The sequence below is a fragment of the Janthinobacterium sp. 1_2014MBL_MicDiv genome, assembly GCF_001865675.1.
Classification (GTDB): Bacteria; Pseudomonadota; Gammaproteobacteria; order Burkholderiales; family Burkholderiaceae_D; genus Janthinobacterium.
This window is the reverse complement of record NZ_CP011319.1, coordinates 2365099-2381710: the sequence shown is the minus strand read 5'-3', so window position 1 is coordinate 2381710 and position 16612 is coordinate 2365099. Positions and strand designations below refer to the sequence as shown.

Here is a 16612-nt window from a genome sequence, read left to right as displayed (position 1 = left end):
TCATGACCCATTCCCCTGAACACGCTTTATCGGTACTTGCCGTGCCCGCCTTTGCCGACAACTACCTGTGGCTGATCCATGATGGCCGCCATGCCGCCGTCGTCGACCCCGGCGATGCGATGGCCATCCTCGATGCGCTTAAAACCCATCAGTTGACCCTGTCCGCCATTTTACTCACGCACCACCATGCCGACCACACGGGCGGCGTACCTGAATTGTTGCAGCATTTCGCCGTGCCCGTCTTCGGCCCACGCAATGAGGCTATCACAGCCATCACGGAACCGCTTGCCGAAGGCGATGTCGCCTATGTGCCCGAGCTGGGCTTGCAGCTGACGGTCATCGACGTGCCCGGCCACACCAAGGGCCATATCGCCTATGTGCGCCAGCGCGACGAGCGCGGTAGCGCCCCATGGCTGTTTTCCGGCGACACGCTGTTTGCCGGCGGCTGCGGCCGCCTGTTCGAAGGCACGCCGGGTCAGATGGCCGATTCGCTGGGCAAGCTGGCCGCCCTGCCCGACGATACCGAGGTATTTTGCGCGCATGAGTACACCTTGTCCAATCTGCGCTTCGCCAGCGCCGTCGAGCCGGGCAACCTGGCCCTGCAGGAGCGCGTCGCCATCGACACGGAAAAGCGCCAGCAAGGCCTGGCCACCGTGCCGTCGACCATTGCACTGGAGAAAGCGACGAACCCCTTCCTGCGCTACCGCGAACCGGCCATCCTGACCAGCCTGAAGGTGGAAGGCAAGCTGGCCGCCGACGCCTCGCCGGTGGAAGCGTTTGCCGCACTGCGCATGTGGAAGAATAATTTCTGAGGACACCTGAGCAAACCTGCCGCACGTCGCGACGGTGTTGTCAGGCGCGCAGACATCAATACAAAAATCCCGACAGCGCCAAAAGCATCTGCCGGGATTTTTTTACATAGCTCTTGATCAGGATCAGATTTCTTCGTACAGCGGCAAGGTCAGGAATTCAGCAAACGACTCCGACGTCGACATTTCCTCGAAAATCTGGCCGGCGCGCACGTAAGTCGGGCCGTCGCCGCCTGGCGCATCGCGCTGCACCTTCGCCAGCTCTTCCGGAATCATGGCGCGCACCATCTCGGCCGTCACCTTGCGGCCATCTTCCAGCACGCCCTTGCTCGAACGGATCCACTGCCACACTTGCGAGCGGCTGATCTCGGCCGTGGCCGCGTCTTCCATCAGATTGTGGATAGGCACGCAACCATTGCCGGCCAGCCAGCTGCCCAGGTAGTGGATGCCCACGTTGATGTTGTAGCGCAAGCCCGCTTCCGTGATCGGCGCTTCCGGCTGGAAATTCAGCAAGTCCGACGCCTTGACGTCGATGTCGGGACGCTGCTTTTCGATCTGGTTCGGCTTGTCGCCCAGCACTTTCGTGAACTCGCCCATGGCCAGTTCTACCAGGCCAGGATGGGCGACCCAGCCGCCGTCGTAGCCGTCGGTGGCATCGCGTGCCTTGTCGTTGCGCACGCCGCCCATGGCGATGTCGTTCTTTTCCGGATCATTCTTGATCGGGATCAAGGCCGCCATGCCGCCGATGGCCGGTGCGCCGCGCTTGTGGCAGGTTTTCAGCAGCAGCAAGGCGTAGGCGCGCATGAATGGCGCCGTCATGGTGACCTTGGCGCGGTCGGCCAGGCAGAAATCCTTGTCCAGCTTGAATTTCTTGATGCACGAGAAGATGTAATCCCAGCGGCCCGCGTTCAGGCCCGAGCTGTGCTCCTTCAGTTCGTACAGGATTTCATCCATTTCGAAGGCGGCGAGGATGGTTTCGATCAGCACGGTGGCCTTGATCGTGCCCTGTGGCAAGCCCAGCTCATTTTGCGTCATGACGAAGATGTCGTTCCACAGGCGCGCTTCCAGGTGCGATTCCATCTTCGGCAGGTAGAAATACGGGCCGGCACCGCGCGCCAGTTGCTCCTTGGCGTTATGGAACATGAACAGGGCGAAATCGAAGATGCCGCCCGAAATGCGCTTGCCATCGACCAGCACGTGTTTTTCATCGAGGTGCCAGCCGCGCGGACGCACGACCAGGGTGGCGATCTTGTCGTTCAGCTTGTACGACTTGCCATTTTGCTCGAGCGAAATCGTCTTGCGCACGGCGTCAAACATATTGATCTGGCCCGTCAGCTGGTTGTCCCAGTTCGGCGTGTTCGAATCCTCGAAGTCCGTCATGTAGCTGTCGGCGCCGGAATTGAACGCGTTGATGACCATCTTGCGCTCGACGGGACCGGTAATTTCCACACGGCGGCATTCCAGCGCCTTCGGGATCGGCGCAATCTTCCAGTCGCCGTCGCGGATGTGTGCGGTTTCTGGCAGGAAATCGGGACGCTCGCCCGCATCGAGACGCTTGGCGCGCTCCACGCGCACGGCCAGCAATTCCTGGCGGCGCGGCTCGAACGCGCGCGTCAGCTTGGCCACCAGCGCCAGCGCATCGGGCGTCAGGATCTGTTCGTAGCCGGGGGCGATGGCGCCCGTGATTTGCATGCCTTCGGGAAGGGGGATTGTGCTCTGCGTCATGAAGTTCTCCGGTTTTTAGTAAATATAAGCAAAGGTAATCTGGTGATCCAAGTATAAGCCGAACGACTGTGCGGGCAAGCTGGACAGAGACGCGAAAACACTCTGCCGGGCGGCGCTTTTGTTCTATAGTATTGCACTATAAGGCATGGAAACGAGACTAAAAATCACTTCATCTATGCGTTTTTATCACAAGTGACGACATAACGAGAACAAGCATGGGCCAGTTCAGACAAATATCGACGTTCGTGGAAGTCGTCGCCAAGGGCAGCCTGTCGGCCGCCGCGCGCGCGGAAGGCATCGCCCCGGCCATGATAGGCCGCCGCCTCGATGCCCTGGAACAGCGTCTGGGCGTCAAATTGCTGCAGCGCACGACGCGCAAGCTGGCGCTGACGAATGAAGGTGCCGCCTTCCTCGAGGATTGCCAGCGCATCCTCGGCGAGCTGCAAGAGGCGGAAGCGGCCGTGGCCGAGCGCAGCGTGAAAGCCAGCGGCCATCTGCTCATTTCCGCGCCGGCCGGCTTCGGCCGCCAGCACGTGGCGCCGCTGATCCCCTCATTCGTGGCCGAGCACCGCGACGTGACGGTATCGCTGAACCTGAACGACCGCCTCGTCGACCTGATCGGCGAAGGCATCGACGTGGCCATCCGCATCGCCAGCCTGTCCGATTCCTCGCTCGTGAGCACCAAGCTGGCCGACAACCAGCGCGTGCTGGTCGGCTCGCCCGCCTACCTGAAACGGGCGGGCACGCCGCGCATCCCGGCCGACCTGGCGAAACACAATTGCCTGGCAATCAGCAGCGAAGGCAGCCAGCGCGGCTGGACCTTCCGCGAAAACGGCAAGAATGTGATTTTAAAGGTGGCGGGCAACATGGTGTGCAACGATGGCGAAGTGCTGCACGACTGGGCGCTGGCGGGCAAGGGACTGGCGTGGCGCTCGATGTGGGAAGTGGGTGCCGAGATCGCTTCTGGCCAGCTGGTGACGGTACTGGACCAGTTCGCCGCGCCGGGCAACGACATTTACGCCGTGTTTGCCCAGCGCCGCCATTTGCCGCTGCGCATACGGGCATTCGTGGATTTTTTGCGGCATGCGTACTCGCAAGCCGATTACTGGCGCGAACCGGCTTTCTGAGGATGCGAGACCAAACCTGCTGCGCATCGGCATAGGCGGCCGGCGATGCTCACCGGTCTTTACTACGTTGCGCTTCTCGCCCCCCCTGTCTTCCGCTCGCGACGGCTTTGTCCGGCGCCGAGACGTCAGCGGGAGAAGCCGTAGAGCTCGGCTTGGAGAGTTGCGCTGACCAGGCAGGCTTGCCCGTCAGCAATGAGACAAAGCGGCGACAAGCAGCGGCGCAGGTCGGCATGGCGCAGCCTAAGCCGACGCCTCCCAGCCCAGTGACGACAGGGAAATGCGGGCAGGCAGGCATACGCATAAGCGCCAGGCCGACCTGCCCGCCCGACGCTGCAGCGCAGCCGCCCGACAAATGACTGCGCACGGGCAAAATGTCCGCGTAAAACACATAAAACCCATGCCTTACGGAAATTCAGGCGAAAAAAAATCCTCGGAGACCGAGGATTTCTTTATTTCGTTTGATCCAGCGTATTAGATTGGCTGAATGTTCGAAGCTTGCTTGCCTTTAGGGCCAGCGGTCACTTCAAAAGAAACGCGTTGGTTCTCTTGCAGGGACTTGAAGCCGTTCGACTGGATAGCCGAGAAGTGAGCGAACAGATCTTCGCCGCCTTCGTCAGGGGTAATAAAGCCGAAACCCTTCGAATCATTGAACCATTTTACGATGCCAGTTGCCATTACAATTTCCTATTTCAGTTAAGTTGGGCTTGCGCCCGTTATATCGTTTGAAGCAAGAAAGAAATGACAGACAAACTGCACTACTACCTCGAATCCAACGATGCCCAATTATACCAACAAAACTGAGAAAAACCATTCTTTCGCAAAATAAACTTGCGAACACTACTTTGATAGCCAAATCCCCGTCTTGCGGCGCCCTGTACCAGCGGCATGGACACACTATATCCTAATCTACGACGCGGGGGCTTTGCGTTGTATCAAATGAATCATTGCAACCACACCCACTATGACGCGGTCGTTCAGGCAGTGAAGTGGGTGGCGGCCGCATCGCGCTCCGCCCAGCGCAATAGCGCCCCCACCTGCGCGCTCAGCACCGGCCACTCGGTCAGCACCGGCCCCGGCTCGTTGAGCAGCACGCGCACCAGCTGCTCGATGCGCCTGCATTCCTGGCCCAGCGCGGCGAAACCAAAGGTGGCGGCCGAGCCGGCCACCGCGTGCAGCGCACGGTGCAGCTCCGTCAGCGGCTCCAGGCGCGGCCCCTCGCCATCGCAACGTGCTTGCGCTTGGGCAATCGTTTGCATCAGGGCTGGCACGCCAGCCGCATATTTGTCGTTCAAGGCGCGCAAACGAGCGCGAAAATCCGGGTCGATCAAGGTTGCCATCGCGATACTCGCCTGAAAACGCTTACTTGGTACCGAAGATACGGTCGCCGGCGTCGCCCAGGCCCGGCACGATGTAGGCGTGGTCGTCGAGGTGCGAATCGAGCGCGGCGCAGAACATCTTGACGTTCGGGTGCGCGTTCTGGAACACGGTGACGCCTTCCGGTGCGGCCACCAGCGCCAGGAAGATGATCTGCTCGTCGGTCACGCCGCGTTTCTTCAGCACGTCGACGGCGTACACGGCCGAATTGCCGGTCGCCACCATCGGATCGCACAGGATGAAGGTGCGCTCGTTCAAGTCCGGCAGGCGCACCAGGTATTCCACGGGCATGTGGGTGGCCGGGTCGCGGTACACGCCGATGTGGCCCACGCGCGCCGACGGCACCAGGTTCAGCAGGCCATCGCTCATGCCGATGCCGGCGCGCAGGATGGGCACGATGGCCAGTTTCTTGCCCGCAATGACGGGCGCGTCGATGGTCACCAGCGGCGTCTTGATTTCGCGCGTCGTCAGCGGCAAGTCGCGCGTGATTTCATAACCCATCAGCAAGGTGATTTCCTTGAGCAATTCGCGGAAGGTGCGCGTCGACGTGTCGTGCTCGCGCATGTGGCTCAGTTTGTGCTGGATCAAGGGATGGTCGGTAATGAACAGATTGGGGAAGCGTGGATCTTGTTTCATGTTATTTTTCTTTCTCTACTCTCTGGCGCGGCGGCATGCATGGCCGCAAACGCGCTGTGCGTCGATAAAATGATGGATTCCAGCATTATCCCAGCCCACAGCCCGCCTGTGGCCGGAATTTTCGACATTGCATACAAAAATCCGCTTTCCGCGCCGCGCGGGGCCAGCGCGGCGTCCTGCCCCGCCCTCCTCAATACTCGCGCAGCGCGCGCGCCAGGATGGCCGCGCAATCGGTGCCGGCCGGCAAGCGGCCATACGCGCCGCCCGGCGCCTGCGCCAGACGCGAGTCCAGGAAAGCTTGCGCGACGCATGGCGGCGCGTGGCGCAGCAGCAAGCCGCCCTGCACGGCCAGCACGATGCGTTCGGCCAGCCGCCTGGCGCCAAATTCATCCGTTTGCGCCCCGTCCAGGTCGGCCAGCAGGCGCGCGCGGTAGCCGGCGAACGTGGCATCGTCATCGCCGGCCAGCGCCAGCTCGGCCGCCAGGGCATCGCGCGCGGCCGGCGACTTGCCGAACGCGCGCAAGACATCGAGACACATGACGTTGCCCGAGCCTTCCCAGATCGAGTTGACGGGCAGCTCGCGGTACAGGCGCGCCAGCGGCGCGTCTTCCACGTAGCCGGTGCCGCCCAGCACTTCCATGGCTTCCGCGCCGAAGCCGGGGCCGCGCTTGCAGATCCAGTACTTGCCGGCCGGCGTCAGCACGCGCGCCAGCATGGCTTGCTGCGGATCGTCCTTTTCATCGAAGCAACGCGCCAGGCGCAGCGCGAGCGCGGTGGCCGCTTCCGATTCCAGCGCCAGGTCGGCCAGCACGTTCTGCATCAGCGGCTGCTCGACGAGCGGCTTGCCGAACGCGGCCCGCTGGCGCGCATGGTGCAGCGCCTGGCTCAAGGCGGCGCGCATGATGCCGGTGCTGCCCAGCACGCAATCGAGGCGCGTGTGGCTGGCCATTTCCAGTATCGTGGGGATCCCCCGCCCCGGCTGGCCCACCAGCCAGCCGTAGGCGTTGGCGAACTCCACTTCCGACGACGCATTCGAGCGGTTGCCCAGCTTGTCCTTCAGGCGCTGCACGCGGATGGCGTTGCGGCTGCCGTCGGGCAGGAAGCGGGGCAGGAAAAAGCACGACAGCCCCTCCTCGTCCGCCTGCGCCAGGATCAGATGGGCATCGCTTTGCGGCGCCGAAAAAAACCACTTATGGCCGACGATGCGCCAGGCGCCGTCCGCCTGCCCGCCAAACAGGGTGCGCGCCTCGGCCGGCGGCACGCGCGTGGCCCGCGTCGTGTTGCTGCGCACGTCGGAGCCGCCCTGCTTTTCCGTCATGCCCATGCCGACCAGGGCGCCGCGCTTCTGCTCCACGGGCAGCGAGCGGGGGTCGTAGTGGCGCGACAATATCTTCGGCAGCCAGCGCTCGGCAATTTGCGGCAGATCAAGGGCCTGGCGCAGGGCCGGCACCGAGGCATACGTCATCGTCACCGGACATTGCGTGCCGTTTTCCAGCTGCCCCACTAATAGATAGGCGGCCGCGCGCGCCACCTGGGCGCCCGGACCGGGCGCGGCCCATGGCGAGGCATGCGCGCCGGCGCCGACGAGGATGGCCATCAGCTCATGCCAGGCCGGGTGGAACAGCACTTCGTCGATGCGGCGCCCGGCGCGGTCGAACTGCTGCAGCTCCGGCGTATGGATATTCGCCAGGCGCGCCAGCGCGATCGTCTCGGCGCGGCCCAGCCTTTCGCCCAGCGCATCGAGTTCCTGCAGCGCGGCGCCGCCGCCCTCGCGCAGCAGCGCCTCGATCAGCGCCGGATCGCAGGCGAACAGGTTGACGTTCTCGAACGGCGTCGCCTGGTTGAAAACTTCATGCGTGTCAAAGGCATTCATGGCTGTCTCCCGCGATTTGTTATCATGGCGCCCTCGCCGCCGCTGGCGCACCGTGCATCCCGTCTGCCAGCCAGACTAGCGCAAACGCGCGGGCGGGGCAAGCGCGCCGCAGCGGTGCGATGAGGGGTGAAACGGGGCCACGCAAAAAGCTTCCTGATTTTTTTCAGGGAAGACAGGATTATTTATAAAACCTGAAGCAATGTTGCTCTATTTCATGTATTCGGGTGCTTTTCAATGATACATTTCGTGTGGATCGCGTTCCCATAGTCACTCTAGCCTGCTATTGCGGCAAGCTGCCCTACGCACTACTCCCGTTGGCTCCCGGCAATGCGCCGGAAGCCGGCACTGATAAAGAAGGTAAAAGCCAGCACGATGTTTTCCAGTACCCCATCCGCCGCCCACCGCGAGGCTCGCCACGAGTTGGACAACCTCATGGAAGAGGCAGGCGACGTCGTGTTCCGGCTCGATGCGGACGGCCTGATCCTGTTCGCCAGCAAACGCGCGGCCACCCTGTTCGGCGCGGCCAATGGCCTGGGCGGCCATTTGCTGCTGCCGCTGGCGGCCGAAGCGTCGCGCGCCGCGCTGCAAGCGGCACTGGAAGACGCCCTGGCCGAACCGGGACGCCTGGAAGTGCGGCTGCAAACGCCGGACCAGGAAATCTGGTTCGAACTGCGCCTGTCTTCCTATATGAACGCGGCCGGCGTCGCCGAATTGCTGGTGGTCGGGCGCGACACCTCGGCCCAGCACAGCACGGAAGAACGGCTGCGCCACATGGCCACGCACGATGCCCTGACCGGCTTGCCGAACCGCCTGCTGCTGTCGGACCGCATCCGCATGGTGATCGCCCAGGCCGCGCGCTCGGGCCAGGGCTTTTCCGTCGCCACCATCGGCCTCGATGGCTTCAAGAAGGTCAACGATGGCCTCGGCCATCCGGTCGGCGACGCCGTGCTGCGCCTGGCCGCCGCGCGCCTGCGCAAGACCCTGCGCGACAGCGACACCCTGGCGCGCGTGGGCGGCGATGAATTCGTCGCCGTGCTGCCCGGCAGCGCCACCGACGCGCAGATCAAGCTGGTGACGGGCCGCCTGCTGGCCACCCTGCAGGCGCCGTTCGAGGTCGATGGCCACACGATTTACATTGGCGCATCCGTCGGCGTGGCGATCTATCCGCTGCACGCGGAAGACGAAGTGCGGCTGGTGGCGCTGGCCGATGCGGCCATGTCGCGCGCCAAGGAAACGGGCAAGGCCCGCTGCCTGGTCTACAGCCCGCGCCTGAACGGCCCGTCGGAACACGATATCTCGCTGGAAGCGGCCATGTTCCACGCCGTGCGCGAAGGCGAATTCCTGCTCTTCTACCAGCCCATCGTCGACGCCCACACGCGCCAGATCCAGGGCTTTGAAACCCTGATGCGCTGGAAGCACCCCACCCTGGGCCTGGTGCCGCCCGTGCGCTTCATCCCCATCGCCGAGGCGAATGGCCTGATCAACCTGCTGGGCGCCTGGGCCCTGAAGGCGGCCTGCGTGCAGCTCAAGCAGTTCCAGGAAGTGGCCAGGCGGGCGCTGTACATCTCCGTCAATATCAGTCCGCGCCAGTTCCGCAACGACAAATTCCTCGACGTGCTGGACGACGCCATCGCCTTTTCGGGCCTCTCCGGCGAACACCTGGTGCTGGAAATCACGGAAGGCACGCTGATGATCGACCCCGTGCACGCGGAAACCATCCTCGGCAAGATGACGGAGCGCCGCGCGCGCATCGCCATCGACGATTTCGGCACCGGCTATTCCTCGCTGGCCTACCTGAAGCGCTTTCCCATTTCCGTGCTGAAGATCGACCGCACCTTCATCAAGGACTTGCCGGAATCGAGCAAGGATGCGGCCATCTGCAACACGATTCTCGACCTGGCCAAGCATTTGAATTTGTCCGTGGTGGCCGAGGGCGTGGAAACGGAGGAGCAGATGCACTTCATGGAATCGCGCGGCTGCCACTATGTGCAAGGCTACCTGACGGGCAAACCGATGCCGGCCCACGCGGCGCTATCGGCCTTGAGCGACAAAACCTATGCGGCGCTGGTGCCCACGCCGCCTGCCAATGAGCTGCGCGGAGGTGTGCAATGAACCCTGGCCATTTCACGGCGCCGACCCAGCTCGGCAAAAACACCCTGGAACTGCTGTGGGCGCGCACGCGCCAGCAGGGCGACATGCCCGGCTTCGCCAAGGCCATCAGCGCCATCCTCGGCGCCATGCGCGGCGAGGATGACCACGAATTCGACATCACGCAAACGGTGCTGTCGGACCCTGTCCTCACGCACAAGGTGCTGCGCCTGGCCAACAGCGGCATGTATTCGGCCTTCGGCCAGCGGGTCAACACGGTGTCGAAAGCCGTGCTGGTGCTCGGCATCGACGCCATCGGCCACCTGGCGCTGGGCCTGAAACTGATCGAGGAACTGTCGCAGGCCTCGCCGGACTCCGTCAGCGCCCACGTGGAAATGGAAAAGGCCGTGCTGGCCGGCATGGTGGCGCAGCAGGTGGCCACCAGCGCCGGCAGCCTGCAGGCCGAACAGGCCGTCGTCTGCTCGATGCTGCACACCCTGGGCCGCATGATGGTGACGTTCTACATGACGGACTTCTGGGCCCGCATGCAGGCGCACGCCGGGCCCGGCAACGAGGCGGCCGCCGCGCGCGAGATCCTCGGCCTGTCGCTGCCGGAAGTGGGCTATGCCACGGCCGCCCACTGGGGCTTGCCGCAGCACCTGATCAACGGCATGCGCCCGATGGATCCGTCGCCCGACAATTCCCCCGTCAGCGGCGCCGACTGGATGGCGGGCCTGTCGACGATGGCGGCGCGCTGCGCCGACTCGCTGTGGCATGACGATGCGGCCGGCGCGGCCCAGGTGCACGCGCTGATCGACAATTATGCGGGCACGCTGGGCATCGCCGCCAACGACCTGGGCGTGGCGGTGGACAAGGCCAAGATGATGGCGGCGGCCGACCTGTCGATCGCGCCGCTGTCGAAGCCGGCCGAACGGCGCGCGCGCCAGCTGGCGTCCACGCGCATGCGCGCCGAGGGCAACCGCGTGCTGATCAGCGGCCTGGCCGACCTGCGCGGCGCCATCGGCAGCGCCAGTCCCGGGCAAATGGTCTCGATGGCGCTGGAAACGCTGCACCAGGGCTTTGATTTTTCGCGCTCGGTGGCGTTCGTGCGCAACCACAAGGACCACTTGTATTCGGCGCGCATCAGCATGGGCGAAGGCATGGCCGACCTGCAGGATTTGATGGTGTTTGGCGACACGTATGAACCGAACGTCTTCCACGCGGCCCTCAATAGCGACCGCGTGATCTTCATCGACAATGCGCGCGACCCGAAATTCGCCGCCAAGCTGCCGCAATGGTGGAAGGCCACGCTGTCGGAAGCGCGCAGCTTCGTCGTGCTGCCGCTGTCGGCCAACGGCCACCCGACGGGATTCCTGTACGGCGACTGGGACGACAGCTTCCCGCCGATCCAGCTGAACCAGACGGAATTCAACCTGATCAACGATATCCGGGCGTTGCTGGTGCAGTCGGTGGAAATGCGCCACCAATTGGAGTTGGTGGCAAACAAGGTGGCGTGACAGGAAACGCCGGCAATGGTGTCGGATTACGCGCAGGCGCTAATCCGACCTACACGCTAAGCCGACCTGCATGGCTGCGATGCTCACCGTACTCAAATACGGTTGCCCTTCTCAGCCACCTCTCCCTTCCGCTCGTTACGGTTTTGTCAGGTGTCGCAAGCGTCGTTCTTAAACGAGAAAGCAACCATCAAGGTCGTAGGTCGGATCTGGTCGTAGGTCGGATTAGGGCCGCAGGCCCGTAATCCGACAACCCTCACTTACTTCAACTTCGGCGTAGAAACAGACACATCGCCGCATTGCGCGCGGTGCATCAGGGCGTGGTCGATCAGCACCAGCGCCAGCATGGCTTCGGCGATCGGCGTGGCGCGGATGCCCACGCAGGGGTCGTGGCGGCCGAACGTTTCCACCATCACGGGATTGCCCTCTTTATCGATCGAGCGGCGCGGCGTGCGGATCGACGACGTCGGCTTGATGGCGATCGACACGCTGATATCCTGCCCCGTCGAGATACCGCCGAGCACGCCGCCGGCGTTATTGCCGATGAAACCTTCGGGCGTCAGTTCATCGCCGTGTTCCGAGCCCTTTTGCGCCACCGAATCGAAGCCGGCGCCGATTTCCACGCCCTTGACGGCATTGATGCCCATCATGGCGTAGGCGATGTCGGCGTCGAGCTTGTCGTAGATGGGCTGGCCCAGGCCGACGGGCACGTTTTGCGCGATCACGTCGATGCGCGCGCCGATCGAATCGCCGTCGCGGCGCAGCTGGTCCATGGCGTCTTCCATGCGCGCGATCAGGTCCGCGTCGGCGCTGGCGGCAAAGAAGGGGTTCGCATGCACGTGTTCCCACGACTGGAACGGCACGGCAATGTCGCCCAGCTGGCTCATGCAGCCCTTGAACGTGGTGCCGTACTGCTGCAGCAGCCATTTCTTGGCGATCGCCGCCGCGCCCACGACGGGCGCCGTCAGGCGCGCCGACGAGCGTCCGCCGCCGCGCGGGTCGCGCACGCCGTATTTATGCCAGTAGGTGTAATCGGCGTGGCCGGGACGGAAGCTTTCCGCGATATTGCCGTAATCCTTGCTGCGCTGGTCTTCATTGCGGATCAGCAGCGCGATGGGCGTGCCCGTCGTCACGCCCTGGTACACGCCGGAGAGGATTTCCACCGTATCCGATTCCTGGCGCTGCGTCACGTGGCGCGAAGTGCCCGGTTTGCGGCGGTCCAGCTCGGGCTGGATATCGGCTTCCGACAGGACCAGGCCCGGCGGACAGCCGTCGATCACGCAACCGATGGCCGGGCCATGCGATTCGCCGAAAGTGGTAACAGTAAACAGCTTGCCAAAAGAGTTGCCGGACATAGTAGGGAGATGTGAGGACTGGAAAACTCAATTCTACCAGCCGCGGGGCATGCCATGCCGCTAATGCCACGCCAGCGCCCGATATTCGCGCGCGTGTCCGCCCTCGCTGCCGCCATTTGCCGCGCAGGAATCGCCATTTTTAAATCCCGCGTTTTTTTTCGTATGAAAAATGCCAGATATGAGTTGCAATCATGCAAAACAATAAATATTGCCCCACAGAATAGGCTTAAAAAAACATTTTGCTTATTAAATAGCTATATACTTGGATCAAAGCGCGCTACACAATACTGGTTGCCAAACCAGATTTGTGCAGCGCCGAGAGCGCGTCACAAAATGCCCAGGGCCAGGCGTCGTTGCCAAAGAGAGTACGCGAGTACGGCGAGGCAAAGCGCCACGGCAATTGAGTGCTGTTTTGGCTGCCCCTGAGTGCATCAGAAATGCCCAGGGCTAGGCGCGCTGCCGAAGTCAGTACGCGAGTACGGCGAGGCAGCGCAACAACGCCATGGACATTTCTGATGTGCTCACATTCCGTACTGAGTCATCCAGGAGAAGCTATACATGCCCGCACCGATCATCCCCCTTGACGCCAACAAGGACGATCACGACGACCTGGTATTTCTCGATGAGCAACCAGCGCTGCCGCTGGCCGCCGCGCCGCGCAGCGTCTGGCGGGTGATGATCATCGACGACGATGAAGACGTCCACTCCACCACCACTTTCGCGCTGGGCAACCTGGAAATGCAGCACCGTCCGCTGGAATTCGTGCATGCCTACTCGGCCGGCCAGGCGCGCGAACTGCTCAAGCACGAGAACGACATCGCCGTCATCCTGCTCGACGTGGTGATGGAACAGGACGACGCCGGCCTGCACCTGGTGCGCTACATCCGCGAAACCCTGAAGATGACGGACGTGCGCATCATCCTGCGCACGGGCCAGCCCGGTTATGCGCCGGAAATCGACGCCATCCGCGATTTCGACATCAACGACTACAAGACCAAGTCGGAATTGACGCGCATCAAACTGTTTACCACGGTGACGGCCGCCATCCGCTCGTACGAACAGATCCGCTCGATCAGCAGCAGCCGGCGCGGCCTGGACCAGATCGTGCACGCCAGCACGCAGCTGATGGCCCTGCATGGTGTGCAGAATTTCTCGGCCGGCGTGCTGGCGCAGATCGCCGACCTGCTGGGCATCCGCGCCGACGGCGTGCTGTGCGTGCAGGAACTGCTCGACAGCGGCGCCAAGGAATTGCTCGTCTCGGCCTGCACGGGCAGCTTTTCCGGCCTGCCGCACAGCGCCCTGTGCGGCCTGCAAAACCCGCGCGTGATGGCCGCCATCGAACACACGCTGGCACAGCGGCGCAATGTGTACGCGCACGATTACGCCACCCTGTACTTCGCCGGCAAGTCGAGCCGCGACGCGGCCGCCTACCTGCTGCTGCCGCGCCCCCTCTCGGCCATCGATGAAAGTCTGCTGGAAGTATTCTGCAGCAATGTCGCCGTCGGCCTGGACAATGTCGAGCTCGTGTCGCACCTGCATAACGCGGCCTTCTACGACAACCTGTCGAAGCTGCCCAACCGCACGCGCCTGGTGGAAATCCTCGACGCCACCCTGGCCGGCCCCGCGCGCGACGACGCCACCCTGTCGCTGGTCGACCTCGACCACTTTGCCGAAACCAACGATGCGCTGGGCCACCAGTTCGGCGACCTGCTGCTCGTCGCCGTGGCGGGCCGCCTGCAAACGGAACTGGGGTCGCAGCTGACCGTGGCGCGCCTGGGCGGCGACATCTTCTGCGTGCTCGGCGACTCGTCGCAAGTCAATCCCGCCAACATCCTGGCCCTGTTCCAGGCGCCGTTCTGCATCGACGGCCAGGACGTGCAACTGTCCGCCACCCTGGGCCTGGTGCGCCTGGGCGAACATGCGGGCACGGGCGCGGACGCGCTGAAGGATGCCGACATCGCGCTGAAGCGGGCGAAAAGCCAGCAGCGGGCCGGGCACTTCTATTTCTCGCGCAGCATGGGCATCGAAATCCGCGAACGCGTGCGCATGATGCACGCGCTGCGCACGGCCTTCAGCCAGGGCCAGCTGTTTGTCGTGTACCAGCCGCAGATCGACCTGACCACGCGCCGCCCCGTCGGCGCGGAAGCGCTGCTGCGCTGGCAGACGCCGGACGGCAAGTTCATCTCGCCCGACCGCTTCATCCCCATCGCCGAGTATTCGGGCATCATCATCGACCTCGGCGAATGGGTGTTGCGCACGGCCTGCCGCGAACTGGTGCTGCTGCGCGAACAGGGCCACCGCAACTTCGTCATGTCCGTCAACGTGTCGCAGGTGCAATTCCGCCATCCGCTGTTCCTGGAAATGCTGCGCGCGGCGCTGGAAGAGACGCAGGCGCCGCCCGAATTCATCGAGCTGGAAATCACGGAATCGATGGCCATGGAAGAGCCGGATTTATTGATCAAGATGTTGTGGCAGATCAAGCAGACGGGCGTGAGCATCGCCATCGACGACTTCGGCACGGGCTTCTCGTCGCTGTCCTACCTGCAGCGCCTGCAGGTCGACCGTCTGAAGATCGACCGCGCCTTCGTCACGGAAATCACGGGCTCCGCGCGCGGCAGCAGCATCGCCGAGATGGTGATACAGCTGGGCCGCAACCTGGGCCTGGCCGTCATCGCGGAAGGCGTGGAAGACGAGCGCCAGGCGCAGATCTTGCAGGCGCTGGGCTGCCCGATGGCGCAAGGCTTCCTGTTTGCCCGTCCCATGACGGCTGCGGCGCTGGGCAGCTGGCTGAACAATGAGGCGCTGCAGGGCGCGGCGTAAACGCCGCATCTTGCCCCTGGAATGCAAAACGCCGGCGATGCCGGCGTTGCTTTAACTGCAAGGAATGAATTCAGTCGGTAGTTTCGGCCGGCCAGTCGCGGATATACGCCTTGAGCATCTGGTTTTCAAAGCTTTGCGCTTCCAGCACGGCGCGCGCCACGTCGTAGAAGGAGATGACGCCCAGCAAGGTCTTGGCGTTCATCACGGGCAGGTAGCGCGCGTGCTTTTCCAGCATGATGCGGCGCACTTCGTTCACTTCCGTATCGGGAGTGACGGTGATCGGGTGGTCATCCATGTGCTTGCGCACGGTGCCGCCGCCGATCTGGCCCGCGTTTTCGTGCAGCGCGTTCAACACTTCGCGGAAGGTCAGCATGCCGACCAGGTCGCCAAATTCCATGACCACCAGCGAACCGATGTCTTTTTCAGCCATGGTATTGGCCGCGTCAAGCAAGGGCTGGTCAGGCGTGACCGTGTAGAGAATATTGCCCTTGACTTGGAGAATTTCAGATACTTTCATATTGGCCGTCCTGTCCGCGTGATTGGTATTTTAGTTATTCTAAGCCCTTACTGCGACTGTAGCCTATGCCTGCGGAAAAATCCAGCCTTGCGCACAATCAAATCGAGGGGGATTGCGCGCAACATTGCGTCACGCGCGGCGGCGGAACCAGCCGGCTATCGACAGGCGCTCCCGCGCCGTCGGCAGTACCTCGTGCAGCATCTCGCCCGACAGGAACATGGCCATGCGCCCCGCTACCGGCGCCACGTCCACCACGGGCGCGCCCTGCGGGTGCAGGCGCAGCGCGCCGCCGTGCGCGGGCAGCCAGTCATCGTTGAGGTACAGCACGACGGAAACGGTGCGCTTGTCGTCGTCGCGGAAGCGGTCCAGATGGGCGCGGTAAAAGGCGCCCGGCGCATACAGGGCGAAATGGCTTTCATACTCGTCCAGTCCCAGGAACAGCTCGCGGTTCAGGGTCAGGCGCAGCGCTTCCATATGCTCGAGGTAACGGTCGCAGGCGGCGGAACGCCCCGCTTCCAGCCATTCGATATGGTCGCCGCGGATATCCGGCTGCAGCAAGGGCGCGTGGCCGCTGCCCACGCCGGCGCCCTTCATGTTGCCGTTGAGCATGGATTGCACGCACTCGGCGGCCAGCTGGCGACTGAGTTCAGGAGGAATGAAATGCTCTTGCATGACCCAGCCTGCGTGGCACAGGCCGTCGGCGACAGATGGTCCGGGTACGGCGAGGGCGCCGTCGAACGATGGTGCGGGCATAAAATCTTTCCTGGTGAACAT

13 protein-coding genes are annotated in these 16612 nt (G+C 63.3%); 5 read left to right on the top strand and 8 right to left on the bottom strand.

Annotation, left to right across the window (positions count from 1 at the left end; genetic code table 11):
* Positions 1–2: 2 nt before the first annotated feature.
* On the top strand, positions 3–812 hold the full coding sequence (gloB, locus tag YQ44_RS10415) for a hydroxyacylglutathione hydrolase (RefSeq protein WP_071323317.1): 810 nt from the start codon (positions 3–5) through the stop codon (positions 810–812).
* Positions 813–935: 123 nt separating this feature from the next.
* Here gloB and aceB read toward each other — a convergent pair whose 3' ends face one another.
* Entirely contained in the window at positions 936–2534 is a 1599-nt protein-coding gene (gene aceB / locus YQ44_RS10410) for a malate synthase A (RefSeq protein ID WP_071323316.1), read from the bottom strand.
* A gap of 215 nt (positions 2535–2749) precedes the next feature.
* Here aceB and YQ44_RS10405 point away from each other — a divergent pair, with 215 nt between their 5' ends.
* Positions 2750–3661 carry a LysR family transcriptional regulator gene (locus tag YQ44_RS10405; protein WP_071323315.1) on the top strand — a complete coding sequence of 304 codons (912 nt, stop codon included), beginning with the start codon at positions 2750–2752 and terminating at the stop codon, positions 3659–3661.
* 471 nt (positions 3662–4132) lie between these two features.
* Here the strand turns inward: YQ44_RS10405 and YQ44_RS10400 are convergent, their stop codons facing one another.
* From YQ44_RS10400 to YQ44_RS10385, 4 genes are all read right to left on the bottom strand, one after another.
* Entirely contained in the window at positions 4133–4336 is a 204-nt protein-coding gene (locus YQ44_RS10400; RefSeq protein ID WP_010398811.1) for a cold-shock protein, read from the bottom strand.
* A 299-nt stretch (positions 4337–4635) separates the two neighbouring features.
* The gene (locus tag YQ44_RS10395) at positions 4636–4998 is read right to left on the bottom strand and encodes an Hpt domain-containing protein (RefSeq protein WP_071323314.1); all 363 of its coding nucleotides are present in this window, start codon (positions 4996–4998) and stop codon (positions 4636–4638) included.
* A gap of 22 nt (positions 4999–5020) precedes the next feature.
* A complete protein-coding gene (upp, locus tag YQ44_RS10390; RefSeq protein WP_046682928.1) occupies positions 5021–5671 on the bottom strand; it encodes a uracil phosphoribosyltransferase in 651 nt (216 codons plus the stop codon).
* Positions 5672–5861: 190 nt separating this feature from the next.
* Positions 5862–7544 carry an isovaleryl-CoA dehydrogenase gene (locus YQ44_RS10385; protein ID WP_071323313.1) on the bottom strand — a complete coding sequence of 561 codons (1683 nt, stop codon included), beginning with the start codon at positions 7542–7544 and terminating at the stop codon, positions 5862–5864.
* Between the two features lie 432 nt (positions 7545–7976).
* Here YQ44_RS10385 and YQ44_RS10380 point away from each other — a divergent pair, with 432 nt between their 5' ends.
* Together YQ44_RS10380 and YQ44_RS10375 are read left to right on the top strand one after the other, a co-directional pair.
* The gene (locus tag YQ44_RS10380; RefSeq protein WP_232251247.1) at positions 7977–9656 is read left to right on the top strand and encodes a putative bifunctional diguanylate cyclase/phosphodiesterase; all 1680 of its coding nucleotides are present in this window, start codon (positions 7977–7979) and stop codon (positions 9654–9656) included.
* On the top strand, positions 9653–11149 hold the full coding sequence (locus tag YQ44_RS10375; RefSeq protein WP_071323311.1) for an HDOD domain-containing protein: 1497 nt from the start codon (positions 9653–9655) through the stop codon (positions 11147–11149). The genes YQ44_RS10380 and YQ44_RS10375 overlap by 4 nt, the downstream gene beginning before the upstream one ends.
* A 257-nt stretch (positions 11150–11406) precedes the next feature.
* On the opposite strand, the gene aroC is transcribed toward YQ44_RS10375, so the two are convergent.
* Positions 11407–12501 (bottom strand): chorismate synthase, encoded by a 1095-nt coding sequence (aroC, locus tag YQ44_RS10370; RefSeq protein ID WP_071323310.1) that lies wholly within the window; start codon positions 12499–12501, stop codon positions 11407–11409.
* A gap of 558 nt (positions 12502–13059) precedes the next feature.
* Between aroC and YQ44_RS10365 the strand changes: the two genes are divergently transcribed.
* Positions 13060–15321, top strand: a complete 2262-nt coding sequence (locus YQ44_RS10365) for a GGDEF/EAL domain-containing response regulator (RefSeq protein WP_071323309.1) — start codon at positions 13060–13062, stop codon at positions 15319–15321.
* Positions 15322–15391: 70 nt separating this feature from the next.
* Here YQ44_RS10365 and YQ44_RS10360 read toward each other — a convergent pair whose 3' ends face one another.
* Positions 15392–15838 carry a CBS domain-containing protein gene (locus tag YQ44_RS10360; protein ID WP_010398828.1) on the bottom strand — a complete coding sequence of 149 codons (447 nt, stop codon included), beginning with the start codon at positions 15836–15838 and terminating at the stop codon, positions 15392–15394.
* Positions 15839–15967: 129 nt separating this feature from the next.
* Positions 15968–16591 (bottom strand): 2OG-Fe(II) oxygenase, encoded by a 624-nt coding sequence (locus tag YQ44_RS10355; RefSeq protein ID WP_071323308.1) that lies wholly within the window; start codon positions 16589–16591, stop codon positions 15968–15970.
* Between the last annotated feature and the right edge of the window lie 21 nt (positions 16592–16612).

Excerpts from the sequence above, each read along its gene's own strand:
- upp (WP_046682928.1), bottom strand. The coding sequence starts at position 5,671 with ATGAAACAAGATCCACGCTTCCCCAATCTGTTCATTACCGACCATCCC.
- gloB (WP_071323317.1), top strand. The coding sequence starts at position 3 with ATGACCCATTCCCCTGAACACGCTTTATCGGTACTTGCCGTGCCCGCC.
- YQ44_RS10400 (WP_010398811.1), bottom strand. The coding sequence starts at position 4,336 with ATGGCAACTGGCATCGTAAAATGGTTCAATGATTCGAAGGGTTTCGGC.
- aceB (WP_071323316.1), bottom strand. The coding sequence starts at position 2,534 with ATGACGCAGAGCACAATCCCCCTTCCCGAAGGCATGCAAATCACGGGC.
- aroC (WP_071323310.1), bottom strand. The coding sequence starts at position 12,501 with ATGTCCGGCAACTCTTTTGGCAAGCTGTTTACTGTTACCACTTTCGGC.
- YQ44_RS10355 (WP_071323308.1), bottom strand. The coding sequence starts at position 16,591 with ATGCCCGCACCATCGTTCGACGGCGCCCTCGCCGTACCCGGACCATCT.
- YQ44_RS10365 (WP_071323309.1), top strand. The coding sequence starts at position 13,060 with ATGCCCGCACCGATCATCCCCCTTGACGCCAACAAGGACGATCACGAC.
- YQ44_RS10360 (WP_010398828.1), bottom strand. The coding sequence starts at position 15,838 with ATGAAAGTATCTGAAATTCTCCAAGTCAAGGGCAATATTCTCTACACG.
- YQ44_RS10385 (WP_071323313.1), bottom strand. The coding sequence starts at position 7,544 with ATGAATGCCTTTGACACGCATGAAGTTTTCAACCAGGCGACGCCGTTC.
- YQ44_RS10375 (WP_071323311.1), top strand. The coding sequence starts at position 9,653 with ATGAACCCTGGCCATTTCACGGCGCCGACCCAGCTCGGCAAAAACACC.
- YQ44_RS10405 (WP_071323315.1), top strand. The coding sequence starts at position 2,750 with ATGGGCCAGTTCAGACAAATATCGACGTTCGTGGAAGTCGTCGCCAAG.
- YQ44_RS10380 (WP_232251247.1), top strand. The coding sequence starts at position 7,977 with ATGGAAGAGGCAGGCGACGTCGTGTTCCGGCTCGATGCGGACGGCCTG.
- YQ44_RS10395 (WP_071323314.1), bottom strand. The coding sequence starts at position 4,998 with ATGGCAACCTTGATCGACCCGGATTTTCGCGCTCGTTTGCGCGCCTTG.